We start from the raw sequence: 20,405 nt of genomic DNA on the forward strand, positions 1-20,405 counted from the left end.
ATACATTCACTTTATGAAGCTCCCTGCCTAAACACAATCGTTATCCATTATCAGAATGAATAACAATGGCAAAAGCCTCTATTTCCGCACCTGAATCACCGTAATTATAAGTTTACACCTTGCGTAACGCCGATTTGACACAAATGGAGCGATCTACTACCCTGCTGCACTCAATAATTTCAATAAATTGTCATGTAGTAGAGGAAAGCGTGAAGAATCGCACTCTGGGCAGTATATTTATCGTTGCTGGCACCACTATTGGTGCTGGCATGTTGGCAATGCCACTGGCGGCGGCGGGAGTCGGTTTCGGCGTCACCCTCGCACTATTAGTTTTTCTTTGGGTATTAATGTGTTACACCGCATTATTGTTGGTAGAAGTCTATCAGCACGAAGCGGCAGATACCGGGCTTGGTACTTTAGCCAAGCGCTATCTCGGCAATCGGGGGCAATGGCTCACCGGTTTTAGTATGATGTTTTTGATGTATGCGCTGACTGCCGCCTATATCAGCGGTGCCGGTGAGTTACTGGCTACCAGCATCAGCCAATGGACTCAACAATCGTTTCCGACCTACCTCGGCGTATTGTTGTTTACACTCGTGGCCGGCGGTGTGGTCTGTATCGGTACTCATTCTGTTGATTTATTCAACCGCATCTTATTCAGCGCCAAAATTATCTTCCTGATAGTCATGCTGTCACTGATGATGCCGCATATCGAAAAAACCAATTTATTGACGTTACCGCTGGAGCAAGGGTTAGCGCTTTCTGCTATTCCGGTGATTTTCACCTCATTTGGTTTTCATGGCAGCGTGCCCAGTATTGTCAATTATATGGGTGGCAATATTCGCAAACTGCGCTGGGTGTTTATTATCGGCAGCGCCATCCCATTAATTGCGTATATTTTCTGGCAGTTAGCGACATTAGGCGCTATTTCCTCCCATACATTTGTCGGAATATTGGCACAGCAAGCTGGTTTGAATGGTCTATTGCAAGCCGTACGCGATGTGGTGGCCTCCCCTCATGTTGAGCTGGCCGTTCACTTGTTTGCTGACCTGGCGCTGGCAACCTCATTCCTTGGGGTCGCCTTGGGTCTGTTTGATTATCTGGCCGATTTATTTAAACGCCGTAATTCAGTGCGAGGCCGTCTGCAAACCGGCGCGATTACCTTTGTGCCACCGCTATTATTCGCGCTATTTTACCCACGTGGTTTTATTATGGCGCTGGGCTTTGCGGCGGTCGCATTATCCGTCCTGGCATTAATCCTACCCGCGATGCTGGCGTGGAAAGCACGTAAAATCCATCAGGGAAATTATCGCGTTTGGGGTGGAAAACCGGCGTTGGCCGCCGTATTTGCTTGTGGTGTTCTGGTGATTGGCATTCAGGTAGGAATAGTGACCGGCGCATTACCCGCAGTCGGGTAATTCAGTCCATAAATACAAAAAGGCGCATCTCCCGTCAGGAGTGCGCCCTGCTTTAATCAACACCACCAATATATTAGCCAAAGTCATTGGCGTTACAGCTAGGCAGCAAATGAACAAATCCCGATGAGCTGACTCATGTCAGTGATTCGGGTGAGTGAATGCAGCTAACAACGCTGTAGCGTCAAGGACGAAGGATAATCAGAAGTTCAGGCCAGCGCCGATATACACACCATCCGCTACGCGATTATCCCGATGCCCTTCTTTACCTTCCATATTGATATAGCGATAGCCGACATCAACAGTTAATGGGCGGAATACATTCCAGCGCAGGCCGCCATTGGCTTCACTGTAGGACTTCATCCCGCTGGTCAGTTCTTCAGGAGCGAAATAGCCTTCACCGTACAAAGTAAATGATTTGTTGATTGGGTAAGTTAACCCGCCACCAATGGCGACTGCACCACCACTGCTGCCATCTTCCGGTGACATATAAATGCCTTTACCGCCGACAGTTGCCATCAATGGGCCAAGCGGTAAGTTAAAGCCCAAACCTAACCCATAAACATCACCATCGTGGTCACTGCGCGCCCAGTTGCCACTGATAGCCAGGCCGCCGGTGTTAGTGCCCATACCAAAACCGAGGTTGGAATAATCACTACCCACTTCACCATTAAAACTTATTGCACTGGCTGAACCTGCCACAAGCAGCAGACTGGCTGCGCACGCGGCTAAATATTTATTCATATTATTCTCTCATTATCCATGATGTCACCTGTGAACCCATTCTCACTCACAGGTTTTTCCGCCCCGAGTTTAACCGAAAAAAACCACATAAACACACGTAAAAACCGATTAAATACCACAGTATTTCAAATGATTGTAAATACTCATGCAATTGACATGTCTTATGTTAGCAATAGTAACGATAAGGTGTGCCTATTTGCTGAATACAGGTAATAAGGCTACAACTAGTGTGGAGATCAAAGAATAAACCGCTGATGTTGTTTAAGTTATTATTTTGCCAATCGGACTTTTGGCGAAATCTCATACTGCAAAATACCCGATACGCAATCAATTCAACAGCCATACTGGAGAAAATGATGAGCAAAAAGAAAGGATTAACCACCGCAGCTGGTGCTCCTGTCGTTGATAATAATAATGTTGTGACTGCTGGCCGACGTGGCCCGATGTTGTTGCAGGATGTCTGGTTTCTGGAAAAACTGGCCCATTTTGATCGTGAAGTAATCCCGGAACGCCGTATGCATGCTAAAGGCTCTGGTGCTTACGGTACTTTCACCGTCACCCACGACATTACCCAATATACTCGCGCAAAAATTTTCTCTGAGATTGGTAAACAAACCGAAATGTTTGTGCGCTTCTCAACGGTAGCGGGTGAACGTGGTGCGGCCGATGCCGAACGTGATATCCGTGGTTTTGCTATGAAATATTACACTGAGGAAGGTAACTGGGATTTGGTCGGCAACGATACGCCGGTATTCTATTTACGTGACCCGCTGAAATTCCCGGATCTGAACCACGTGGTTAAACGTGATCCACGCACCAACCTGCGCAATCCAACTTATAAATGGGATTTCTTCTCCCAATTGCCTGAATCCTTACACCAGCTCACTATCGATTTCAGTGACCGTGGCCTGCCAAAATCTTATCGTCATATGCACGGATTCGGCAGCCATACTTTCAGCTTTATCAATGCAGCCAATGAGCGTTTTTGGGTTAAATTCCATTTCCGCTGCCAGCAAGGTATTGAGAACCTTATGGATGATGAGGCTGAAAAGTTGGTTGGTCAGGATCGTGAAAGCTCCCAACGTGATCTGTATGACGCCATTGAACGCGGCGACTTCCCGCGCTGGAAACTACAAATTCAGGTGATGCCAGAACATGAAGCATCACAAACCCCATATAACCCATTTGACCTGACCAAAGTGTGGCCGCACGGCGACTACCCATTGATTGATGTGGGTTTCTTCGAATTGAACCGCAACCCGGAAAACTACTTTGCTGAAGTGGAGCAGTCTTCATTCAACCCTGCTAACGTGGTGCCCGGTATCAGCTTCTCCCCAGACCGTATGTTGCAAGGCCGTCTGTTCTCCTATGGCGATGCAGCTCGTTATCGTTTAGGGGTGAATCATCATCAGATCCCAGTGAACAGTGCTAAATGCCCATTCCATAATTATCATCGCGACGGTGCTATGCGTGTTGATGGTAACAGTGGTAATGGTGCGACTTATGAGCCAAACAGTTTTGGTCTGTTCCAGGAGCAACCTGATTTCAGCGAACCGCCATTAACACTGGAAGGCGCAGCAGATCACTGGAATCACCGGGAAGATGATGATTACTACTCCCAACCACGGGCATTATTTAACTTGCTCAGTGCAGAAGAGCATCAGCGGATGTTTACTCGTATTGCCGGTGAGTTGTCCCAAGTTCCGGAAGAGATCCAACGCCGTCAGGTAGCACTGTTTGAGAAAGTGCATCCAGATTATGGTGCTGGGGTGAAGAAGGCGCTGGGGTTAAATTAGGGTTATTGTTGTAGTCGATTAGGTGATCAGGATCGGTTGATGATTGTCAGGTGATCAGGTTCGGTTGCTTGGTGATCAGGTTCGGTTGTTAAAACTTCAGTGTTTACTTAACCTCCGATGAACCAACCGGCAAAGGGGCCATAAGCGTGGCCCCTTATGCAATCCCGCGCTTGCGCGAGATATTGCCCTACGGGTAAACCGCCTGCGTCTTTCGGGCTGACGAGCCAGCGCGATTCGCATCCATGCTCAAGCGCGCTTTTCGCGGCCATCCTTGGCCGCTCCCTCTACCCTCCATCCTTGTCGGCAATATCTCTGATTGCGCTCAAAATCAAAACCCTAGCCCTTAGATTTTGATTTTCTCTTTTGACTTTAAAAGCACATTTGAGCAGCCGAGTGAAGAATGAAGGTAGGACGCGAGGCAGGGATGCCGAGCAAGGGCCGCTTGAGCATGGATGCGAATCGGCCCGGTCCGTCAGCGAAATGATGAGTGAGGGAACCCACGCAGTGGGCAAGCGATACGTGCGAAAGCGCGGGATTCCACAAGGGGGCCGCTGCCCCCTTTGGCGGTTGGTTCATCGGAGGTTAAGTTAACTCAGTTGCTCTAACAACCGAATCGATCACCCAATCACCCAATCACCCAATCGATTAACAACCGAACCCGATCACTAACTCAACTCAACTTAACCACAAAATCCGCCACCCCGCGCCGCGAGACCTTAATCCCCCCCGTTTTAAGCTCTGCCGGTAAACGATAGAAAGCCACCGGGCGCTGGAATGCCGCCAATTGTGGCGCTAACCAATCCGCTAATACGGCGTCATTCACCGAATCATCAGCATCAAGCACAGCAACGGGCCGGTGACCGAATTCAGTATCAGCGACAGGAATAACAAAAGCCTGCTGTACCCCCGGATATTGCAGTAAAACGCGCTCAATATCTTCAGGTTGAATACCCTCACCACCGCTGAAAAATAGATTATCCAACCGTCCAAGAATACGTAATTCGCCTTGCTGCCATTCACCACGGTCACGGGTATGGAACCAACCATCACTGTCAGTCAAAGGTCGTAATTGCCCCTGCTGCCAATAACCGGCGGCCAGACACGCGGCTTTCACCCAGACTTCGCCCTCGACTAATTTCACCTGTCGCCCTTCCAGGGCGACACCAACACCAGGCAAACCATCAGCGCGCTTTGCACACACAGTTGAAGCTGATTCCGTCAGTCCGTAGCCACACCAGCAGCGAATTCCGCGCGCTTCTGCTTGCTCGGTCAGCGCAGTAGGGATAGTCGCCCCCCCGAGCAACACCTCTTTCAAGCTGAGTGGTTGTGCTGAACTTTCAAGCAAACGCCAAAGCTGGGTTGGCACCAACGAGGCATGGCTGCAACCTGCCAACGCATCAGATAACGGCACGCCCGTTTGTACAGCAAGAGTCGCTCCAGCACTTAACCAGCGCCAGACAATACCCTGTCCGGAGACATGAAATAGCGGTAATGATAGCAACCAGCAATCATTAGCGGTGAAATCCATCAGTCGCAATACGCCGTCGGCACTGGCCAGATGCGCTGCCGATGTATGTACTGCCGCTTTGGGTAATCCTGAAGAGCCAGAGGTCAGTGTCATGGTCGCCAGCCGTTGACTATCCCATGCCGGAGTATTTTCCGCTGCATGTGCTGGCGTGAAATTCAGTGGGATAAAGCACAATTGCGCAGGCAGTGGTTCGGCCAGATTCAGCATAAAATCAATATCAAGCTGCGGCAAAAGTTGCGTCAACAGTGATTCTGGCAATTGGGGGTTAAGCGGTAAAACACGCGCGGCGCACTGCAATGCCGCCAGATACGCCAGCAACAATGAATAACTGTTTTTACCGCGCAACACCACGCCACAACCGGGGGTGACACCTTGCTGTTGAAAGCCAGCGGCCAGATTATTAATATCGGTGGCTAACTGTTGCCAACTGATCCGTTGCGCCCCCGAGCGAATTGCCGTCGCCCGAGGTTGCAGATTAGCCCAATGTTGCCATGGAAATAAATCCTTCCAAGGCCAACCAGTTAGCTGTGCCATAGCACATCCAATTGATCGACAGTCATCACCGGCAGCGTGCTATCCGGCCACTGACGGACACATTGCGCCTGCATCAGACTCAATGTATCCAACCCCGGCACTGTTGTTGGGGTTAGCCAATCCGCCAGGCGAGCCAACTGAGTTAGACCCAAACTCGACTCAATACTGGAGCTGATCACCGCCACCAATCCTGCTTGATGCGCTTGCTGCACCAATTGCTGGCAACGCGCGATACTGCCTACCAGCGTCGGTTTGATGACAATGGCTGCGACACCCGGTTCGGCTTCCACCTGAAAATCCGCCTCGCGCACACTTTCATCCCAGGCAATAGCAATGCCGGTGTCACGGGCAAATTCACGGGATTCGGCGCGGGTTTTACAAGGCTCTTCCAGAAACGCAATGCGTGAGCGCAATTCAGGATTAACATATTTGGCAAAACCATCTGCTTTAGCCCGCGTCCAACTGCGATTGGCATCCAGCCGCAGTTTCAAATCAGGCAACGCCTCCAGCAGCACATTGACAATCATGCCATCGCGCACCGCTTCATATAACCCAACTTTCACCTTGGCAACTTTCTCGCCCGGTAATGCTTGTAACACGGCGAACAGCTCATCAGGGTCACCGGTACACAGCGGGGCTTTGCGGTAATCCGCCGACAGTGGCAATAATTTCTCAAGCTCCGCCAGCGCGCAACTGAGGCCAAAAGCCACCGAGGGCAAAGGGCTGAGATCAAACTCCTCGCCATTCACCCAGCGCTGTAACTCAACCATTGCAGCGGCTTGTGCCTCTGGTAACGTTTCCTGACTGAATTCCGGCAAGGGGGCAATTTCGCCCCAGCCGATCTGCTCGCCTTGCTGCAATTTCACCAACAATCCATCGCGACTTTTTAGCCGCTGATGCCGCAGTATCACCCCCGCTTCCATCGGGATGCTATAGCGGTAAAGTGTGGCCGCGCGCATTACGGATTACGCTTGAATTTGCTGAAGTCGGGCTGGCGTTTCTCATTGAATGCGTTACGCCCTTCCTGACCTTCATCTGTCATATAGAACAACATGGTGGCGTTACCGGCCAGTTCTTGCAAGCCCGCCTGCCCATCGCAGTCGGCATTTAATGCGGCTTTCAGGCAGCGCAGTGCCATTGGGCTGTTTTGCAGCATTTCACGACACCAGCGCACCGTCTCTTTTTCCAGATCAGCAAGCGGTACTACCGTGTTCACCAGTCCCATATCTAATGCTTGTTTAGCATCATACTGACGGCATAAGAACCAGATTTCGCGCGCTTTTTTCTGACCGACAATGCGAGCCATATATGCCGCCCCCCAACCACCATCAAATGAGCCCACTTTTGGCCCAGTCTGGCCGAAAATAGCATTATCAGCAGCAACGGTGAGGTCACACATCATATGTAATACATGGCCGCCGCCAATAGAATAACCGGCAACCATTGCTACAACTGGTTTAGGGCAAGTACGAATTTGGCGCTGGAAATCCAGTACATTCAGATGATGAGTACCGCTGGCATCCTGATAGCCGCCGTAGTCACCACGGACTTTCTGGTCGCCACCGGAGCAGAAGGCTTTTTCACCCTCGCCGGTCAAAATAATGACGCCGATATTGTCATCATAGCGGGCATCAGCCAGCGCCTGAATCATCTCTTTCACCGTTAATGGGCGGAATGCGTTACGCACTTGAGGGCGGTTGATGGTTATCTTGGCGATCCCATCACTGGATTTGTGATAACGAATATCTTCAAACCCAGCGGAGCAATCTTGCCATTCAATGGCGGCGTACAGTTGTTCTTCGCTCGGATAAAGCATAGTAGCGTTCCTTTAACGGGAGGGTGGTAAAAATGAAGACTGTGATAAAAATGAAAGCACCTGCGCGGCAAAAGCACCGGGATTTACCCGATGCGCATTGTGCCCCGCACGGGCTAGTGTCCGTAATGGCAACTTATATTGATGAGCCAATTGCTGGAATTTGTAGTCACGCTCACCACACAGATAGGTGTACGGGACACTCAGGCGTTGCAGAGCCGGTAATAGCCAGGGTTGATGCCCAAGTGAGGTGGCTTCGAGCATGTCCGCCACCGCCGGGCCATGATTATTGGCTCGCAGCGCGACCAATTGTTCCCGTTGCTGCGAATCCAAATCAGCAAATACCTCCTGCTGATACCAGTTAGCCAACACCTGTGGCAAAGGTTCGTGACGAAAACGCTGTGCCCATTGGCAATCTTGCTCAAAGCGCGCTTTTCGCAGCTCTTCGCTTTCCAGCCCGAGATTGCCCCCTTCGACCAGCAGCCCTTGCAAACCAACCTGATGACCATAGCAGGCGTGATACATCGCAATTCTGCCGCCTAAAGAATAGCCCGCCAGCCAATATTCGCGAATACCATTAGCCTGCAATGTTTCGGTTATCTGGCGGCTGATATCTTCAAAGCCAGTGGTCGTCAGAGCGACAGAGTTACCGTGTCCCGGCAAGTCGATAAGCAGTGAGGGATAATCGCCGCATAATTCCGCCACCGGTAGCCAGTCCTGACCACTGCCCAATAAACCATGCAACCAGACCAGCCACGGCCCGGTATGTTGCCGTGCCGGAGATTGGGGATGTGGATCGAGCTTACGGTATGCCAGCGTCATAATTGGGCCACCTGTTGTACCAGTTGTTGCAGTGTTTCGGCTCCCTGACTCGACGGCACCTCTATTTCAATCAGTGTAACTCCACCGCGCAGCCAGCATTGATCGACTTGCTGTTTGAGCATCAACCAGCTTTCTGGCCGGGAATAACCTAAACCAAACATCGCAGCAGCATGTTCAAAACTCACATTCTGTGGCATGCAATAAAAACGCTGACGGTCAGCTTCAGGTGTCGGCAGCAGAGAGAAAATCTGCCCGCCATTATTGTTCACCACCAGTAGCACCGTAGGAGCGGAACTTTGACGCAATAGCGCCAGAGCATTAAGGTCATAAAGCGCCGATAAATCCCCAACTATCGCCAGCGTTGGCTTAGCGGTGGCGCGCTGGACACCGGCGGCGGTCGATAACAAACCATCAATCCCGCTGGCTCCACGATTACTGTAAACCGGATACCCCGCAGGCAACTGCCCCAGCGCATCAATCAAACGGACAATCAAACTGTTGCCGACAAAAAGTTGACCGTTTTCCGGTAACAACTCGGCCAGGCGATGGGCCACTGCCGCCTCGCTGAATTGTTCGTTCAACGCTTGTTCAACATGCGCATGAGCGTTTTCCGACCATATAATCAGCTCGGAAGCCCAGGGTGTGCGGCGTAGCGCCGGATGGTGTTCTAACCACTCATTCACCGGAGAGATAATCCGGCGACCACGGTGATTCGCCGGATCAAGACGACCCGCGATGTTATCCACCAGCCAGTATTCTTGCGGCTGGCATTGTGCCTGCCACTGCAACAGACGTTTACCGGTTAAGCTACTGCCAAACTGTAAGACAATCTGCGCCTGAGCCAGCACCAGTTGTGCGCCTGGGTGTGCGAGCCACAGGTCGGCACAAGGTAGCGGTTGGCCGGTTTGCGACAGCACATCGCCAATCAGAGGCCAGCCGAGTAATTCGGCCCATTGCGCCAGTTGTTCGCCCTCTTCGGCGGTCATGCGCCCGGCAATCACCACGCCACGCTTTTGCCGCCAGAAAAACCAGTCGGCTTGCTCTGTTTGAGGTAAAGAACGGGATTGGCGCAGCCAGGGATGGCAATCTTGCCACCAGTCACCCAAAGCGGCAGACCAGTCGGCATAGCATTGTTCATCACCACCATACAGCGGTTCAGCAAATGGGCAGTTAATATGCAAGCCGCCGTGGTGCAATTGCGCCATTGCACTGTCGAGGGTAGAAACCAGCCAACTGGCAGAAATATCCGGTGTGGGGCGAGGCAAATTAAGGCTGACGGTCGGATGACTGGCAAACATGCCTTGCTGGCGAATCGCCTGATTAGCACCGCAATCAATTAATTCTGGTGGCCGATCGGCGGTCAAGAAGATTAAGCGCTCACCGGTCAGCCCGGCTTCAATTAAAGCTGGATAAAGATTGGCCGCCGCGGTGCCGGAAGTGACAATCACTGCCACCGGCTCAGTTGAGGCTTTCGCCAAACCCAATGCCAGATGCCCCAAGCCACGTTCATCAAAATGGGTATGGCAAACCAGCGACGGATTCGCCGCCGCCGCCAAGGTGAGCGGGGTCGAACGGGAACCCGGTGCGATACAGATATGACGCACACCGTGGCGACTCAACGCCTCCAGTAGTAATGCCGCCCAACGACGGTTAAAAACGCTTGTCGACATGGTTCGCCCAAAAGTCAGTTAACAGACACTGCGACCCCGATGATCAGCGTGAGGAACCAAACTATTCGCTGAAAAAGCCCGGAGTGACTGATTAATGGTTAAATTTTTACCGTTATCTACAACAAAACCGGCGTGCATTGGCTCAGATTGACAGTTTACACCTGCTGCATGGGGGCGACAATCAGCCCACATAATGAGTGCGGTTAATTATCATACTTCATGATTATTATCTGACTTCAAATTTGCCAGCAAAGTACGTAATCCCGCTGATTTATTATTAATTTCCTGCCATTCTTGCTCTGCGTCAGAACCAGCGACAATACCGGCACCGGCATACAGATGAATCTGTTTATCCTCTACCCAGGCCGAACGCAATGTCACACTGAATTCAGTTTGCTTGAGAGAAAGATAACCGGCAGAACCGGCATACCAACCACGAGAAAAAGGCTCGTTTTCTGTAATAAACTGCCGGGCAACATTGCGTGGTAACCCCGCCACCGCCGCCGTTGGTTGCAGTCGGTGCAAGCAGTCAGCATCATTGGCGCGGTTAAGTTGCGCATGGATACAGCGTCGCAGATGTTGTACTTTCCGCAAGCGAATGACTTCAGGCGGCATGACATCCACCGCGACCACCCCGCCTTGTAAACGCTGGCAAATATCATCGACTACCAGCAAATTCTCGCGTTGATTCTTTTCATCATGCATCAACCAATCAGCCAATTCAGTGGCATGAACGATATCGTCATCATTTGACGCAGTTCCTGCCAGCGCTTCTGTTTCCAGATGTTGAAGCTGGCGCAAATACAGGCGCTCAGGGCTGGAACCCAAAAATGCCCGCAAGCCATCAAAGCGCAGCATAAAGTGGAAACAGTGATGATTCACCTGACGGCTGGCGGCCATAAAAGCCCCGCACGAGAGAGGCTTATCCAGCATCAAGCGAGTCGCCCGAGCCAGAACCACCTTCTCCATTTTTTGCTGCGCGATGTTGCCCAATGCCTGTTCAATCAGGTGATGCCACTGCGGGTATTCCGGCATATGGCTGGCAGCTTCAACCACCACATCCAATGCAGGCAAGGGTTTGGCGGCAACCAGTTGATCAATAAAGGCGATGGCGAGTAAGGCATCTTGCGCGAGGGAGTCGTCGCTGACCAGATTTAGGGTCAAATGGGTATGTTTACCACATCGTAAAATCTCAATACGCGGTAAAAACAAGAAACTGGTCTGGGTTTGTTGGGGCGAATCGGGAGAGGGTTCGACCATGCTGACTGGCTCAAAAGCATTTAGCCCCCAAACACGCAACCCCGCAACAGTGCGGTGCTGTTGAATAAATTGGTCTGCCGATAGTACATCGTTGAATTGCCGGGTTTGACCACAGGCTGCAGCCTCTTCATGACCTTCGCGATGATGCCAGTAGAATTGAGGAAAATGCCTTTGAGCCGCGAGCCACTCAAGCAATTGATTTCCCACTTGTCCCGGTGCAGGCAAGATAATTTGCCGAATACCGGCCTGGTCAGGGAAATTGGCGCGTAGCTTTTGCCGTAATTCGCCCAACAAACCAGAAAGTTGTTTCACGACCACCTCGGCAAATCAACAGAAAGAGTGGGATTATACGGGGCATGAATAATAAGAAAAGTCAGATTGAAAAGTTATTGTTAGTTATCACACTAATATTTGATATTGATGTTTTTATATACTCAACAAGGGGTATTTAGCAGGACGAGTTCAACTCTGTTTGTGAAAAGGGGCTGTAACCCGTCGAGGTAATGACAAGGTTGCTGATAGATCAGTGAGTGAAGGGTTTACCGCACCTTGGGGCACTTCGACGGCTTATGCCGTTACGACCCCAACGGCACGATTCCCCTTCATTTAACTTTATCAGCAATAGCAGCCCCTTTTGAGGTGGATGTTGTCTCTCAACGCCGCGCCAGCAACAATCCAATAACCAATCCAACAGTTGCGCCAATTCCTACACTGCACCAGGGTTTGTCGCGCACATAATCATCGGTGCAACACGCCAACGCTTTTGCCCGTTTGATATAGCACTCACTGCGGCCACTCAAACGGTACTGCACCTCCTTTAACGCTTTCTCCGCGCGCGCTTTGATTTCTTTATAACTTTCATCCGCCGCATCACCAGAAGCACGCAGTACCTCTTCCAGGGTATCGGTTAACATGGTCAGATCGTCATCCAGCGAAGTTTGCTGTTCTTTATCTCGGTTCATGTGAATTCTCCATGAGTGAAAAAAGTGCATTCCTTAAGGTTAGTCGAAAATAATCAGCACAAGGGTTATTCACGGCAAGGATAGGGTTTTCCGGATTAATCCGGAGCAGGTGTCGACGGCGTGCTGACGATAGCGAACCCGTTTAGGTGTGGGTTTGTTGAAAATACCAACAAATACTTCTCACGCTAATTAATTACATTGAAGAATTTTTAAGAAATTGTTAATTTATCTGAATAATAGTTAATGACCCTGCCCATCTCGCGGCCATCTAACCTCTAAAAACACTACAAAATATAAGAATAATTTATTTTTAGTCGCGACCACTTCGCGTAATCACCCGATCCAAGAGAAACTCTCGATGGAAAAAAACGCACCTGCCACGACCATTTTCAGTGATCAAAATGGAACCGGTTTTACCCGCAGAGAACTGTTAGTGGGCCTGGCCTCTACAATGGTTGCCACTTCCTTATTGGGCTATCCGTTTTTAACTCAAGCCGAGCAGCAGACCACCGCCGCTAACCCACTGGCTTTTGCCCGGTTCTTTAAATTGTCGCAAACCTTGACCGAGCATCAGGATATTGACCAAGGCATGTCAGCGCGTATCTTCACCGCACTGCATAACAGCGACGGCCAATTCCCCTCTAAAATCAGTCGGTTGACGGCTCTCATGCAAGACGGACAAAGTGCTCAACAACTGCAAGCACTGGCGCAGCAGCACCAGCTACAAAAAACCGTCAGTGCAATTGTTGCTGCCTGGTATACCGGTACTGTCGGTCATGGGCAGCAAGCGATTTTGATTGCCTATAAAGATGCGCTGATGTACCGCCCCGCCAGTGACGCCTTGGTCGTCCCCACCTATTGCGGCAATGGCCCGCTGTGGTGGACTGCCACCCCGCCGGATATCAACCTGCCAAAACCTGTCAACGAGAGCCATTCCTGATGAAAAAACCTATTTTTAGTGCCGACGGCAATGCCTCGGCAGATGTCATTATTGTCGGTTCCGGCATTGTCGGCGGCATGATGGCAGACCAACTGGTTGCTCAGGGCTACTCGGTATTGGTATTAGAAGCGGGCTTGCGTATCGATCGCGGTCAGGCGGTTGAGAACTGGCGCAATATGCCTTTCGATAATCGAGCCGGTTCTGATTACCAAGGTTTATATCCACAATCTGAATTTGCCACCGCCCCACTCTACTTCCCGGAAAATAACTATGTCGAGCTGACCGGCCCCAGTGCCAGCAGTTTTAAACAGGGTTATCTGCGCACCGTCGGTGGCACCACCTGGCATTGGGCGGCCTCCTGCTGGCGGCACGTTCCCAACGATTTTCAGATGAAAACACTGTATGGCGTCGGTCGCGATTGGCCCATCTCTTATGATGAGTTGGAGCCCTATTATTGCCGCGCTGAAGACGAGATTGGCGTCGCCGGGCCGAACGATCCCAAGCTGCAATCCCCGTCAGAGCGTAGCAAGCCTTATCCAATGGATATGGTGCCTTGGGCGCACGGTGATATCCGTTTTGCCGAAGTGGTGAATCCACACGGTTACCAGTCGGTGCCTATTCCGCAGGGGCGCAGTACCCGCCCGTGGGAGGGCCGCCCAACCTGCTGTGGTAACAATAATTGCCAACCTATTTGCCCTATCGGCGCTATGTATAACGGCATCCATCATATAGAACGTGCGGAAATGAAAGGTGCGGTGGTATTAGCCGAAGCCGTGGTTTACAAAATTGATACCGATGACCAAAACCAGGTTACTGCGGTCCATTGGCTGGATAACCAAAAACTGTCTCATCAAGCGACCGGCAAAGTGTTCGCGCTGGCCTGTAACGGTATTGAAACCCCGCGTCTGTTGCTGATGGCTGCTAATGAGAAAAACCCGAACGGTATTGCCAATTCATCCGATCAGGTTGGCCGCAATATGATGGATCACTCCGGTTTCCACTGTACATTTTTAGCCAAAGAGCCGCTGTGGTTGGGGCGTGGGCCAGCACAAAGCAGTTGTCTGGTCGGGCCGCGTGACGGCGAATTCCGCAAAGATTACTCAGCAAACAAAATGATCCTCAATAATATCAACCGTGTATTACCCGCCACACAACAGGCGCTGGAAATGGGGCTGGTGGGCAAAGCGCTGGATGAAGAGATCCGCCGCCGGGCTGCTTATGGCGCTGATTTGTCGATAAGCCTTGAACCGCTACCAGATCCAGACAACCGCCTGACATTAAGTAAAACCCGCAAAGATGCTCATGGCTTGCCCTGCCCGGATATCCATTACGATGTCGGTGATTATGTGCGCAAAGGTGCCGAAGCCGCACATAAGCAACTGGAGCATATCGGCCAGTTGTTTGAAGCGGATGAATTCAAAATCACCACCAGCCTGAATGCCAATAACCACATCATGGGTGGCACCATTATGGGCAGCAACCCGCAAGACTCAGTGGTTGATGGCAATTGCCGCACCTATGACCATGCCAACTTATGGCTGCCCGGTGGCGGTGCTATTCCGTCAGCCAGTGTGGTCAACAGCACATTGACCATGGCTGCATTAGGGCTGAAAGCCGCCGATGATATGGCGCGTTTACTGGCGGGCAAATGATGAAAAAATTGATCGGAACCAGCCTGTTTTCACTGTTTTTATTCGCCACTGGCGTGTGTGCATCAGAGCATACATCACTCAGCGAACAGCAGTGGATCGAAAAAGGCGAACAAGTGGCTATCGCCTCTGACTGCCAGGCCTGTCATACCAAACCTGAGGGCGGAAAACCTTTCGCCGGCGGTTATGGTATCAGCTCGCCGATGGGGATGATTTATTCCACCAATATCACCCCATCCACAGTTGACGGAATTGGCAAGTACAGTGAAGCAGAGTTTGCTCGCGCGGTTCGTGATGGCATTCGTGCTGATGGCAGCCACCTCTATCCGGCGATGCCTTATACCTCTTACACCAAGCTAAGTGATGAAGACATTCACGCGCTGTATGTTTACTTTATGCAGGCGGTGCCAGCAATTGATGAAGAGAATATTCCCACCGAACTTCCCTTCCCGTTCAATATGCGCTTTGCCATGCTGGGCTGGAACATGATGTTCCTGGATAAAGGCCGCTTCGAACCGGATAGTAGTAAGAGTGATCAATGGAATCGCGGTGCTTATCTGGTTAATGGGCCGGGTCACTGTGATACCTGCCATACACCACGTAACTTATTGATGGGTGAAGATACTGGCAAAGCCTTTGCCGGTGGTATGGTCGGGCCGTGGTATGCACCGAATATTACGTCAGATGCCATCAGTGGCATTGGTGGCTGGAGTAATGCTCAGCTGGTGGAATACCTGAAAACCGGGCGCGTTACCGGTAAAAATCAGGCGGCTGGCGGAATGGCAGAAGCGGTACAAAATAGCCTGCAATATCTGCCGGAAAGTGATTTACAGGCGATCGCCCTTTACCTAAAAAGCACCACACCGGTACGTGATCCGCAAGATACTCAACCCGCCGACAGTTTTGGCAAGGCGTTGAATGTGGAGATCGGCCTACGCGGCAAGCACCCGTCTACGGCGAATAACACGCTAGACAGCGGTGCGGCGTTGTTCAGTGGCAACTGCGCCAGTTGTCATCAGCCCGACGGTAGCGGCAGTAAAAATCAGGCTTATCCTTCCTTATTCAATAACACCGCCACCGGCTCTTCTAACCCGGCCAATCTGGTTTCCGCCATATTGTTTGGGGTGGATCGTAAAGTGGGTGATGAGCATATACTGATGCCACATTTTGGCCCGCAATCTTATGTTAATCCGTTGAATGATAAACAGATCGCTCTGATTGCCAATTATGTTCTGCACAGTTACGGCAACCCAGCGGTCACCGTCAGTGAAGCGGATGTAGCAGAACTGCGTGCTGGCGGGCCTGTGCCACTGCTGGCAAGGCTTCAGCCCTATATGGCTCCGGCGATGATTGCGGCGGTGATAGTGCTGTTAGCGTTGATATTTGTTATAGGCAAAAAGCGCCGTAAAACCAAGAAATAGCGGTGATAAACAGCGGCAAAGGAGTGAGCGCCCTTTGCCGCTGAACTCTCATTAAAACCTAATACAGCACGCCCCCTGCTCTGCGCCAGTCAATTGTTCGCGCAACGCGCCAAACAATTCACGACCACATCCCACATGGAAAGCCGAGATATCGGGTAATGCTGGGTGGCGAGTGGCCAGCTCGGCGTCATCCACCAGCAGCGAAAGTTCACCGCTGACGCCATCAACCCGCACCCGATCGCCATTGCGGATTTTTGCCAGCAACCCACCACAATAAGCCTCTGGTGTCACATGAATGGCCGATGGCACTTTACCGGATGCACCGGACAAACGGCCATCCGTGACTAACGCCACCTTAAAACCGCGATCCAGTAATACCCCCAGTGGCGGCATCAATTTATGTAATTCCGGCATACCAATGGCACGCGGCCCCTGATAGCGCACCACCACCACGCAATCTCTGTCCAGCGCACCGGATTCAAACGCTGGCCCGACATCATGCTGACTATCAAACACCACGGCTGGCCCTTCAATAATTTGATGATCATGCGGTACGGCTGAGGTTTTCATCACCGCTCTGCCCAGATTGCCACTCAACACTTTAGTGCCGCCATGAGGTGAGAAAGGTTTGCTCAGACTGGCAATGACGCTGTCATCCAATGAACGCTCTGGCCCACTGCGCCACTGCAACTGACCCGCGTCCAGATAAGGCTCTTGCGTGTAACGTTGCAGGCCGAACCCGGCCACCGTATGAACATCCTCGTGCAACAAACCGCCTTGCAATAACTCTTGTATCAACAAAGCCACGCCGCCTGCGGCCTGAAAATAGTTAATATCCGCCGGGCCATTAGGGTAAATACGACACAACTGCGGAATCACTTCCGACAGCTCAGAAAAATCATCCCAATCAATGATTATGCCCGCCGAGCGCGCCATCGCCACTAAATGCATGGTGTGGTTGGTCGAACCTCCGGTGGCCAGAAGCGCCACAATGCCATTCACCACCACTTTTTCATCCACCAACTGGCCGACCGGCAAATAATTACCACTGGTTTGCGTCAAGCGCGTAACTTGCCGTGCCGCCGCGGCGGTCAGTGCATCGCGCAGTGGCGTATCGGGCTGGATAAAAGAGGAGCCGGGCAAATGCAGCCCCATCACTTCCATGACCATCTGATTCGAGTTGGCGGTGCCATAAAATGTACAAGTACCGGCGCTGTGATAAGAGGCAGACTCGGCTTCCAATAGTGCATGTCGGTCAACTTTGCCCTCGGCATACAGTTGGCGCACTCGCACTTTTTCTTTATTGGACAGGCCGCTGGCCATTGGCCCTGCTGGTACAAAAACCGCCGGTAAGTGGCCAAATGACAACGCCGCCATCAGCAACCCCGGCACAATTTTGTCGCACACACCGAGATACAATGCGCCATCAAACATATTGTGCGATAAGCCGATAGCTGCCGACATAGCAATCACATCGCGACTCATCAGCGATAATTCCATGCCATCCTGCCCTTGCGTCACGCCATCACACATTGCAGGAACGCCCCCCGCCACTTGCCCGACCGCCCCCACTTGATGCAGCGCATCTTTAAGTTGTTGCGGATAATGCTCGTAAGGCTGATGAGCTGACAGCATGTCATTGTAGGAGGTAATAATGGCGATATCGCTACGCACCATATTCTTCAGAGAAACTTTATCCTCGGGCTGGCAAGCGGCAAAACCATGAGCCAGATTGCCGCAGGCCAATTGTGAACGGTGAACGGTATTTTCTTTTGCCGCACTGATGCGTTGCAGATAGGCGGTACGGGTCGGCGCAGAACGCGCAATGATACGCTGCGTCACACGGGTAAGAGTGGGGTTCATCGCCATTCCTTATTCAGTCAGCGGAGCCAAAAGTTCAATACTGCCCGCAGGAAGGCCAATGAAATCCGCCAGTACCTGCAACAGCAAATTGTGATCATCCAAATGTGGCGCGCCGGAGACATTTACGCTGCCAATAATACCTGCTTGCTTAACCTGTAACGGGAAACCGCCGCCTAACGCGGCATAGTCACGCAAGCTGACACCATACCGCTCCTCAAGGGAGGTTTGGCGCTGCTGTAACATCAACCCTGCGGCATAGGAGCTGGTGCCCAGTAACTCCACCACATTACGTTTGCGCCGCAGCCAGTCAGCGTTTTCTGCACTGGTGCCCGGCATGGCGTAACTCAATAAAGTCTGCCCATTGACCTGGATATTGATAGCCAGCGCCACCCCTTGCCGCTCTGCCTGTTGCTTGATTTTTTCGCCCAACTGCCAGGCGATTTCATGATTGAAATGGGTCAATTGCAGTCGTTGCTGATGCTGCTGGCTGAGGGTAAGTTGCTGTTGTAAATTCATGAGATTCTCCGGTGATAAATGGCGGCGGTCATGCCTGTTGCAATAAAGACCGCCTGGCGGCTTAAGCGCGTTTTACTTTGGCTAAGCCTTTGTCAGCAATACCCTTTCCCTTCGCTGCGACTTCAACATCACACTCTTTTGGCAAGGTTAAGGTAATCAGCCCGGCAATAATTAATGAGCCAGCTAACATGCAAACTGCTGCACTTTGGCCGTAGAAGAAAATCATGACACCAACCAGATACGGGCCACAGAACCCGCCCAAATTACCTAACCCATTAATCACACCGCGAGCGCCACCGGCCACTTCTGGCACAGCAATACGGCCTGGAATAGACCAGAATGGGCTGGTTGCAGCTTTGAGGAAGAATCCGCACACCACCAGAGCCAGATAAGAGACCAATACGTTGTGGCGGAAAATAACGGATGTCACCAGACCCGCGGCAAAGCAGAACAGAGAAATCATTATCAGCAAACGACGTTTACCGGTTTTATCTGATAGCGAAGAAATGACATAAATACCGGCGGTGGTAGCAATAAACGGCAGAATAGCCAGAATACCAACCGAGGCCATATTACCGCCGGTCAGATTTTTCAAAATAGTCGGCAACCACAAGGTGTAGCCATAATCCCCGGTCTGATAAAAGAAGTTCAGAGCAACCAGTTTCATCAAACCTTTATTCAGAAATACCGCTTTTAATGGCGCATTAGTGACTGGCGCATCCAGCATCCGCTCTGCCCGCTCACGTGCCAGCTCGGTGACCAGATAATCGCGTTCTTTTTTCGACAGCCATTTAGCTTCTTCAGGTCGGTCACTGATAACAAACCACCACATAATCAACACGACGGCTGACAGTGAACCTTCGAGGAAGAACAGCCAGCGCCAATCTAACGCATTGATAATGAAACCAGATAAAGGCGCAGTGAACATGCCACCGATAGGGGCAAACATCATCACGAAAGCATTGGCGCGGCCAATTTCGCGTTCAGGGAACCAGTTGCTGACCATGGTCAACACTACAGGCAACATACCGCCTTCAGAAACACCCAGCACAAAGCGCAGGAATAACAACTGATAATGGTTAGTCACAAAGCCCGTCAAAATGGAAACGACAGCCCAGACGGCGAGGGAATAAGCAATGAATTTTCTGCCGCTGCCATGAACAGCAATACGGCCACCCGGTACTTGTAAAAATAAATAACCAATAAAGAAAATACCACCGGCTAAACCAGCCATTTGGCTGGTAATAGCCAGATCGCTTTCCATACCACCAGGTAGCGCAAAACTAATATTTACCCGGTCCATAAAAGAAATAATACAAGCAATCATTATTGGCACAATAACACGGAACCAACGGGCATTAGGGATCTTACTGTCCATATAAACACGCCTCTTTCTCTAGCTGAATAATTCCCACACCATTCAGAAAATAGCGTAGAGAATGCCGCCAACAAATTAGGGTAATTTGCCAGTT

At 51.2% G+C, this 20,405-nt stretch carries 16 protein-coding genes; 5 read left to right on the forward strand and 11 right to left on the reverse strand.

What is annotated here, in order from left to right; genetic code table 11:
- The first annotated feature begins 209 nt into the window (after positions 1–209).
- Positions 210–1,418 (forward strand): tyrosine transporter TyrP, encoded by a 1,209-nt coding sequence (gene tyrP / locus FTB31_RS03570; RefSeq protein WP_019082042.1) that lies wholly within the window; start codon positions 210–212, stop codon positions 1,416–1,418.
- A gap of 198 nt (positions 1,419–1,616) precedes the next feature.
- Here the strand turns inward: tyrP and FTB31_RS03575 are convergent, their stop codons facing one another.
- Positions 1,617–2,159 carry a YfaZ family outer membrane protein gene (locus tag FTB31_RS03575; RefSeq protein WP_050078293.1) on the reverse strand — a complete coding sequence of 181 codons (543 nt, stop codon included), beginning with the start codon at positions 2,157–2,159 and terminating at the stop codon, positions 1,617–1,619.
- 356 nt (positions 2,160–2,515) lie between these two features.
- On the opposite strand from FTB31_RS03575, the gene katA reads away from it, so the two are divergent.
- A complete protein-coding gene (katA, locus tag FTB31_RS03580; protein WP_175627974.1) occupies positions 2,516–3,955 on the forward strand; it encodes a catalase KatA in 1,440 nt (479 codons plus the stop codon).
- A 670-nt stretch (positions 3,956–4,625) separates the two neighbouring features.
- Here the strand turns inward: katA and menE are convergent.
- The 7 genes from menE to FTB31_RS03615 form a co-directional block, all read right to left on the reverse strand.
- Complete coding sequence (gene menE, locus FTB31_RS03585) at positions 4,626–6,017, reverse strand: o-succinylbenzoate--CoA ligase (RefSeq protein ID WP_227731101.1); 1,392 nt, start codon at positions 6,015–6,017, stop codon at positions 4,626–4,628.
- Positions 6,005–6,976 (reverse strand): o-succinylbenzoate synthase, encoded by a 972-nt coding sequence (gene menC, locus FTB31_RS03590; protein ID WP_077173847.1) that lies wholly within the window; start codon positions 6,974–6,976, stop codon positions 6,005–6,007. Before menC ends, menE begins: the two co-directional genes overlap by 13 nt.
- The gene (gene menB / locus FTB31_RS03595) at positions 6,976–7,833 is read right to left on the reverse strand and encodes a 1,4-dihydroxy-2-naphthoyl-CoA synthase (protein WP_050078297.1); all 858 of its coding nucleotides are present in this window, start codon (positions 7,831–7,833) and stop codon (positions 6,976–6,978) included. The genes menC and menB overlap by 1 nt, the downstream gene beginning before the upstream one ends.
- A 12-nt stretch (positions 7,834–7,845) precedes the next feature.
- Positions 7,846–8,655 (reverse strand): 2-succinyl-6-hydroxy-2,4-cyclohexadiene-1-carboxylate synthase, encoded by an 810-nt coding sequence (gene menH, locus FTB31_RS03600; protein ID WP_139343711.1) that lies wholly within the window; start codon positions 8,653–8,655, stop codon positions 7,846–7,848.
- Positions 8,649–10,322, reverse strand: a complete 1,674-nt coding sequence (gene menD, locus FTB31_RS03605) for a 2-succinyl-5-enolpyruvyl-6-hydroxy-3-cyclohexene-1-carboxylic-acid synthase (RefSeq protein WP_050078300.1) — start codon at positions 10,320–10,322, stop codon at positions 8,649–8,651. Before menD ends, menH begins: the two co-directional genes overlap by 7 nt.
- 210 nt (positions 10,323–10,532) lie before the next feature.
- The gene (menF, locus tag FTB31_RS03610; RefSeq protein ID WP_227719380.1) at positions 10,533–11,894 is read right to left on the reverse strand and encodes an isochorismate synthase MenF; all 1,362 of its coding nucleotides are present in this window, start codon (positions 11,892–11,894) and stop codon (positions 10,533–10,535) included.
- Between the two features lie 341 nt (positions 11,895–12,235).
- Complete coding sequence (locus FTB31_RS03615; protein WP_019082034.1) at positions 12,236–12,544, reverse strand: DUF883 domain-containing protein; 309 nt, start codon at positions 12,542–12,544, stop codon at positions 12,236–12,238.
- Positions 12,545–12,902: 358 nt separating this feature from the next.
- On the opposite strand from FTB31_RS03615, the gene FTB31_RS03620 reads away from it, so the two are divergent.
- The 3 genes from FTB31_RS03620 to FTB31_RS03630 are packed head-to-tail and all read left to right on the forward strand — an operon-like array spanning position 12,903 to position 16,554.
- A complete protein-coding gene (locus FTB31_RS03620; protein WP_227731102.1) occupies positions 12,903–13,484 on the forward strand; it encodes a sorbitol dehydrogenase family protein in 582 nt (193 codons plus the stop codon).
- Positions 13,484–15,136 carry a GMC family oxidoreductase gene (locus FTB31_RS03625; RefSeq protein ID WP_077295122.1) on the forward strand — a complete coding sequence of 551 codons (1,653 nt, stop codon included), beginning with the start codon at positions 13,484–13,486 and terminating at the stop codon, positions 15,134–15,136. Before FTB31_RS03620 ends, FTB31_RS03625 begins: the two co-directional genes overlap by 1 nt.
- Positions 15,136–16,554, forward strand: coding sequence for a cytochrome c (locus tag FTB31_RS03630; RefSeq protein WP_227731103.1), 1,419 nt, complete (start codon positions 15,136–15,138; stop codon positions 16,552–16,554). The genes FTB31_RS03625 and FTB31_RS03630 overlap by 1 nt, the downstream gene beginning before the upstream one ends.
- A 51-nt stretch (positions 16,555–16,605) precedes the next feature.
- Here the strand turns inward: FTB31_RS03630 and edd are convergent, their stop codons facing one another.
- The 3 genes from edd to FTB31_RS03645 form a co-directional block, all read right to left on the reverse strand.
- Positions 16,606–18,417 (reverse strand): phosphogluconate dehydratase, encoded by a 1,812-nt coding sequence (gene edd / locus FTB31_RS03635; RefSeq protein WP_227731104.1) that lies wholly within the window; start codon positions 18,415–18,417, stop codon positions 16,606–16,608.
- 9 nt (positions 18,418–18,426) lie between these two features.
- Positions 18,427–18,933, reverse strand: a complete 507-nt coding sequence (locus FTB31_RS03640; protein WP_050078308.1) for a heme-degrading domain-containing protein — start codon at positions 18,931–18,933, stop codon at positions 18,427–18,429.
- 61 nt (positions 18,934–18,994) lie between these two features.
- Entirely contained in the window at positions 18,995–20,311 is a 1,317-nt protein-coding gene (locus FTB31_RS03645) for an MFS transporter (protein WP_077173841.1), read from the reverse strand.
- Positions 20,312–20,405: the final 94 nt, after the last annotated feature.

Origin of the sequence: Yersinia proxima (genome assembly GCF_902170785.1) — a bacterium.
In the GTDB taxonomy this organism is placed as follows: domain Bacteria; phylum Pseudomonadota; class Gammaproteobacteria; order Enterobacterales; family Enterobacteriaceae; genus Yersinia; species Yersinia proxima.